The sequence below is a fragment of the Methylobacterium sp. D53M genome, from assembly GCF_053345625.1.
In genome coordinates this window covers 1-5,918 of sequence record NZ_JBKFAL010000063.1, presented here as the reverse complement: position 1 = coordinate 5,918, position 5,918 = coordinate 1, and the positions used below count along the sequence as shown (strand labels likewise).

At 77.2% G+C, this 5,918-nt stretch carries 2 protein-coding genes; both read left to right on the top strand.

Annotated features, from left to right (window positions below; genetic code table 11):
* Positions 1–3,390, top strand: a 3,390-nt coding sequence (locus ACLBYG_RS31365) for an amino acid adenylation domain-containing protein (protein ID WP_447684053.1), incomplete at its 5' end; no start/stop codon positions are given.
* A partial coding sequence (locus ACLBYG_RS31360; protein WP_447684052.1) for a condensation domain-containing protein occupies positions 3,387–5,918 on the top strand: 2,532 nt, incomplete at its 3' end. The genes ACLBYG_RS31365 and ACLBYG_RS31360, both read left to right, overlap by 4 nt.

Genomic DNA, 5,918 nt, shown 5'->3' with positions numbered 1-5,918 from the left:
ACGCGCCTCGTCAGCCGGCTGCGCGCGGCGCTCGGCGTCGAGCTGCCGCTGCGCGCCGTGTTCGAGGCCCCGACGGTCGCGGCGCTGAGCGGGTGGATCGCCGCGGGCGGCGACGCGGGTGAGGACGCGGGCGAAGAGGCGGCCGGACACGTCGGCCCCGCGCGCACGCCCCTCGTCGCGCGCCCGCGGCCGGACGTCGTCCCGCTCTCCGCGGCCCAGACCCGGATGTGGCTGCTGTCGCGGATCGACGGCGCGCATCCCTACAACATCCCGATCGCGCTCCGCCTCACGGGCCCGCTCGACGCCGACGCGCTGCGCGCGGCCCTCGCCGACGTGGTGGCGCGCCACGAGAGCCTGCGGACCCACATCGTCGCGACCGACGGGGCGCCGGTGCAGCAGGTCCTGCCGCCCGACGCGGCGCGGCCCGGCCTCGACCTGCGCGCGGCGGACCCGGAAACGTGGCCGGAGGCGCTGTCCGCGGCAGCGCGCGCGCCCTTCGACCTGGCCGTCGACCTGCCGATCCGCGCGCGGCTGTACCGGTTCGGCCCGGACGCGCACGGGCTCCTCCTCCTGATCCACCACGTCGCCGCCGACGGCTGGTCGCTGACTCCGCTGATGCGCGATCTCGCGGCGGCCTACGCGGCACGCCGCCGCGGCGCGGCGCCGGAGCGCCCGGCCCTGCCGGTGCAGTACGCGGACTACGCGCTCTGGCAGCGCGACCGTCTCGGCGACGAGGCCGACCCGGACAGCCTGATCGCCCGCGAGATCGGCTACTGGCGCGCGCAGCTCGCGGGGCTGCCCGAAGGCCTCGCGCTGCCTACCGACCGGCCGCGCCCGGCGACGGCGAGCCACCGCGGGCGGCGCGTGCCCCTCGCCCTCGGGCAGGACCTGCACCGCGCCCTGTCGGATCTCGCGCGGCGCGAGCGGGCGAGCCTCTTCATGGTGCTCCAGGCCGGCCTGTCGGCGCTCCTGACCCGCCTGGGCGCGGGCGAGGACATCCCGCTCGGCAGCCCGATCGCGGGCCGCACGGACGAGGCCCTCGACGGCCTCGTCGGCTGCTTCGTCAACACGCTCGTGCTGCGGACCGACACGTCCGGCGACCCGAGCGGGCGCGACCTCGTGGGGCGGGCCCGCGCCGTCGCGCTCGAGGCCTACGCGCACCAGGACGTGCCCTTCGAGCGCCTCGTGGAGGTGCTGAACCCGCCGCGCTCGCTCGCGCGCCATCCCCTGTTCCAGGTCATGCTGGCGCTTCAGGACGGCGTGCCGGATTCGTTCGATCTGGCCGGCCTGCGCGCCGTCCCGGATCCGGTCGGTGCCGGGGCCGCGCGGTTCGACCTCGCCTTCGACCTCGTCGAGCGGCGCGGGGCCGACGGGACGGAGGCGGGCGTCGTCGGCCACCTCGAATACGCCACGGACCTCTTCGAAGAGGCCGGCGCGACCCGCCTCGCGGACCGGTTCGCGCGGCTGCTCGCGGCCCTGGCGGCCGCGCCGGACCGGGCAATCGGGGATCTCGACCTGTTCGAGGCCGGCGAGCGGCGGCAGGTCCTGACGGACTGGAACGCGACGGCGCGGGCGGTGCCGCCCGAGACCCTGCCGGCGCTCGTCGCCGCGCAGGCGGCCCGCACGCCGGAGGCCGTCGCCCTGGTGGCCGGTTCGGAGGTGCTGCGCTACGCGGAGCTCGAGGCCCGCGCCAACCGGATCGCCCACGCGCTCATCGCCCGCGGGATCGGACCGGAGAACATCGTGGCGGTGGCGCTGCCGCGCGGGCCGGACCTCGTCGCGGCGCTGCTGGGCGTGCTCAAGGCCGGGGCGGCCTACCTGCCCCTCGACCCGGGCTACCCCGCGGAGCGGCTCGCCCTCATGCTGGCCGATGCCCGGCCCGCCGGCCTCGTGACCGTCGACGCGTGGCCGCGGCCGGACGGCCTGCCCGCCCTGGTGCTCGACGCCCCGGACGGGCGCGCGGCGCTCGCGGCCGCGCCGGCCCGCGCGCCGACCGACCGGAACCGGGCGCGCCCGCTCGTGCCGGCCCATCCCGCCTACGTGATCTACACGTCCGGCTCCACGGGCCGGCCCAAGGGGGTCGTGGTCCCGCATGCCGGCCTGACCAACCTGCTGCACGACCTCGTCGATCGCCTCGGCGTGACGCCGGCGGACCGGCTGCTCGCCGTCACCACGGTCGGCTTCGACATCGCGGGCCTGGAACTGTTCGGGCCGCTCCTCCGCAGCGCGCGCGTGGTGCTGGCCGGGCGGGACGACGTGCTCGATCCCGGGCGTCTGGCGCGGCTCGTCCGCGAGGCGGGCATCACGCTGATGCAGGCCACGCCGACCCTGTGGCGCGGTCTCGCGGAGACGGACGCCCTGCGCGGCGTGCGGGTGCTGGTGGGCGGCGAGGCGCTGCCGCCCGACCTCGCGGGCGCCCTGAGCGCGCGGGCGGCGCGGGTCACCAACCTCTACGGCCCGACCGAGACCACGATCTGGTCCACGGCGGCCGAGATCGTGCCCGGCGCAGAGGCCGTCACCGTCGGCGCGCCCCTGTGGAACACGCAGGCCTACATCCTCGACGGCGGCCTGCGGCCGGTCCCGCCGGGCACGGTCGGCGAACTCTACCTCGCGGGCGCCGGGCTCGCCCGCGGGTATCTCGGGCGGCCGGGGCTCACGGGCGAGCGCTTCGTCCCCTGCCCCTTCGGGCCGCCCGGCGCGCGCATGTACCGGACCGGCGACCGCGCGCGCTGGCGCGCGGACGGGGCCCTCGACTACCGCGGCCGCGTCGACCACCAGGTAAAGATCCGCGGCGTGCGCATCGAGCCCGGCGAGGTCGAGGCGGCGCTGATCGCGCAACCCGGCGTCGCGCAGGCCGTCGTGACCGCGCGGCAGGACCGGCCCGGCGACGCGCGGCTGGTGGCCCACGTCGTCCCCGGCCCCGGGGCGGCGCTCGACCCCGCGGAGCTGCGCCGGGCGCTCGCCGCGACGCTGCCGGACGCGATGGTGCCCGCGGCCGTCGTGACGCTCGATGCCCTGCCGCTGACCCCCAACGGCAAGGTCGACCGCGCCGCCCTGCCGGCGCCGGAGCCGGTCGCCGACCCGGCCGCCGACCCGCCGCGGACCGGGACGGAGCGCCGCCTCGCCGCAATCTGGGCCGAGGTGCTGAACCTCCCCTCGGTCGGGCGCGGCGACAACTTCTTCGCCCTGGGCGGGCACTCGCTCCTCGTCGCCCGGGTCGTCGCGCGCCTGAGCGAGGCGCACGGCATCGCCCTGCCCCTGCGCGCCGTCTTCGAAGCGCGCACCCTGGCGGATCTCGCGGTCGCGATCGACGGCCGGGACGCGGGTGGCGCGGACGCCGACATCGACGCGATGAGCGACCTCCTCGACGCGCTGGAACACGCCGAATGACCGACACCGGCCCATCCCGGGACGACCAGCTGCGCGCCCTGGCGGCGCGCTTCTCCGCGCTGCCCGACGGCAAGCGCCGCCGGTTCGTGCAGGACCTCGCCGCGCGCGGCCTCGACGCGGACCGCCTGCCGATCCTGCCCGCGGAGGGCGGCGACGCGGGACCGCTCTCCGACGCGCAGCGCCGGTTCTGGCTCCTCTGGCAGCTCGACCCGGAGAGCCCCGCCTATCACATCGTCGGCGCGCTGCGCCTGACCGGTCCGCTCGACCCCGAGGCGCTGGACCGGGCGTTCGCCGGCGCCGTCGCCCGTCACGCGGGCCTGCGCGCGCGCTTCCCCCTGCGCGACGGGGAGCCGGTGCAGCAGGTCGACCCGGCGGGCACCTTCGCGATGGCCCGCCACGACCTGACCGGCTGCGACGCGGCCGAGGCGCGGGCGCGCCGCGCCGCGATCGAGGCGGCCGTCGAGCGGGCGCCCTTCGACCTCGCGCGCGGGCCCCTGCTGCGCGCCGCCCTGGTGCGCGAGGCGCCGGACCGGCACGTCGTCTTCCTGACCCTGCACCACATCGTCGGCGACGCCGTGTCGATGGACCTGCTGATCGACGCGGTCGCCACCGGCTACGGATCCGACGCGCCGGAGAGAGCGGCCCCCGCCATCACCTACGCGGATTACGCCGCCTGGCAGGCGCGGATGCTGGACGCGGGCGCCCAGGCCGCGAGCCTCGGGTTCTGGACGGACCTCCTCGGCACGGAGCACCCCGTCCTCGCCCTGCCCGCCGACCGGCCGCGCCCCGACGTGCCCAGTTTCACGGGGGAGACGCTGACCTTCCCGCTGCCGCCCGCGACCGCGGCGGACATCCGCGCCCTGGCCCGCCGCGGCGGCGCGACCGCGTTCCACGTCCTCGCCGCCGGCTTCGCGATCCTGCTCCAGCGCCTCGGCGGCGAGCGCGCTCTCCGCCTGGGCGTGCCGGTGGCGAACCGCACCCGGCCCGAGACCGCGGGCGTGATCGGCAGCTTCGCCAACACCCTGGTGCTGCCCTTCGCGTTCGGCCCGCTGGACAGCTTCGCCGCGTGCGTGGAGGCGACGCGGGCGCTCCTCGTGGAGGCCCAGGCCCATCAATCCGTGCCGTTCGAGCGGCTCGTGAGCGCCCTGAGCCCCGACCGGCATCCGGGCCGCAATCCCCTGTTCCAGGCGATCGTCCAGCACCTGCAGGAGCGCCCGCTCGCCACGATCCGCCTCGGCGACCTGTCGGTCGAGCGCGTCCCCCGCGCCACCGGCAGCGCCCACGTGGATCTCGGCCTGACCACGCTGGAGGACGCGCAGGGCGGCTTCACCGCGCACCTCACCTACGCCCGCGACCTGTTCGACGCGGCCACCGTCGCGCGCTGGCGCGACCATTTCCTGACCCTGCTGGGCATCCTCGTCGCGGCGCCGGACGCGCCGATCCACGGGGCGCCCCTGCTCACACCGGGCGAGATCGCGCGGCTGAACCCGCCCTCCGCGCCGTCCGAGGTCGACGGGCAGCCCGTTCACGTGACCATCGCGGGGTTCGCGCGCGCGGACCCCGAACGGACCGCGGTGATCTTCGCCGATCGCGCCACGAGCCGCGGCGCGCTGGACGCCGAGGCGAACCGCCTCGCGCACCGTCTCGCCGAGGCCGGCATCGGCCCGGACACGGTCGCCGCCGTGATGCTGCCCCGCTCGCCCGGCCTGCTCGCCGCCTATCTCGGCGTGCTCAAGGCGGGCGGCGCCTACCTGCCGCTCGGGCTCGACCTGCCGGACGCGCGCATCGCCGCGATGGTCGCCGACAGCGGCGCGCGCGTCCTCGTCACGGATCGCGCCCATGCCGGCCGCGGGCCGGCCGCGGTCCCGCGGATCCTGATCGACGCGGACGCGCCGGACACGGGCGCGGGGCCTCCACCCCCGGTGGCGCTCCACCCGGAGAACCTCGCCTACCTGATCTACACCTCCGGCTCGACGGGGAAGCCGAAGGCGGTGGCGGTCGCGCACGGCCCGCTCGCGATGCACGTCCGCGCGACCGCGCCGCTCTACGAGATGGACGCGGACTCCCGCGAGTTCCACTTCATCACCTTCAACTTCGACGGCGGGCACGAGCGCTGGCTGACGGCGCTCGCCTGCGGCGCCAGCCTCGTGCTCCGCGACGACGCGCTCTGGTCGCCGGCGGAGGTGTTCGCGGCGTTCCGCCGGCACGGCGTGACGAATGCCGGCTTCCCGCCGAGCTACGTCCGGGAACTGACGCGCTGGGCCGAGCAGGAGGGCGGCGCGCCGACCCTCGACCTGCTCTCCTTCGGCGGCGAGGCGATGCTGCGCGACGAACTCGCGCGCGTCAACCGCGCCCTCGGGCCGCGCCGCCTCATCAACGGCTACGGGCCGACCGAGACCGTGGTGACGCCGCTCGTCTGGAAGGTCCCCGCCGGCACGACCTGCGACACGCCGTACGCGCCGATCGGCAGCCCGGTGGGCGACCGGACCGCCTGGATCCTCGACGACGCGCTGCACCCGGTGCCGGTT